Here is a 929-nt window from a genome sequence, read left to right as displayed (position 1 = left end):
CCGGCGCCGTCGCGGGTGGCGTCGCTCGGGGCGCTGGCCGCCATCGGCTGAATCGCGGGCCACCGGGGGCACCCTTCGGGCCGGCGGCATGGCGCGCCGCACCAGCGTGCGGCCGCACGCCAGCCGAACCGCCGACCACGCGACGGCAGGGAAAGGCGCATCCGTTGTGCCAGCGGCCGACCGTCCGGCACGGAGCCGGGCCTTGCGCGGCCGTCCCATCGCGCCACCCCCGCACGGGAATGGTTGCGGATTGATACCATCGCTGCTTCGCTAACGTCACGAAATCGTGAGGCCGTGCAGGCATGATCGACGCCAACACTGCGCAACCGTGCCAATCCGCACAGATTTCCCCTCGGCGGCGCCTCGACATTCGCGGCATGCGCTTCCTGCCCGCCCTGCTCCTCGCATCGCTGCTCGCCCCCGCGCCGGCCACGGCACGCCTGCTGGCCGAGGCGCTCGCCCCACCGGTGGCCCTGGAGGAGGGCGGCGCGACGGTCGGCTTCCTCACCCTGCCGCCCGCCGCGGGAGAAGCGCCGCTGCCCGCCGTGCTCCTCGTCTCCGACATCTTCGGCCCCGACCGGCGCAGCGATCCCTATGTCGAGCAACTGGTCGGCGCCGGCATGGCCATCCTCGAGATCATCGCCGAGGTGGAGCACCTGAGCGCCGCGGACCTCCAACGCGCCGTGGCGGCGCTCACGCGCCATCCGCGCATCGATCCGACGCGCCTCGGCCTGCTGGGCTTCGGCCATGGTGGCTTCGTCGCGGCGCGCGCCTTTGCCGGGCACGACCCCTTCGCCGCGCGGGCGCTGCTCTATCCCGGCTGCGGCGCGCTGCTGCGCGCCCTGCCGGCCGATGCCCCGCCCCCGCGCAGCCGGCTGCTGCTGCTGCACGGCACGGCGGACGAGGCGAACCGGGACGCCGATTGCGCC

The 929-nt window shown here is 74.7% G+C and carries 1 protein-coding gene; it reads left to right on the top strand.

What is annotated here, in order from left to right; genetic code table 11:
* Positions 1 to 377: 377 nt before the first annotated feature.
* Positions 378 to 929 (top strand): dienelactone hydrolase family protein (locus tag HW577_RS25670; RefSeq protein ID WP_474100260.1); only part of this gene is annotated, 552 nt, incomplete at its 3' end.

The organism is Neoroseomonas rubea (assembly GCF_016106015.1).
GTDB lineage: Bacteria > Pseudomonadota > Alphaproteobacteria > Acetobacterales > Acetobacteraceae > Neoroseomonas > Neoroseomonas rubea.
Note: the sequence above shows the minus strand (reverse complement) of the source record. Positions and strands in the feature narration are given on the sequence as shown.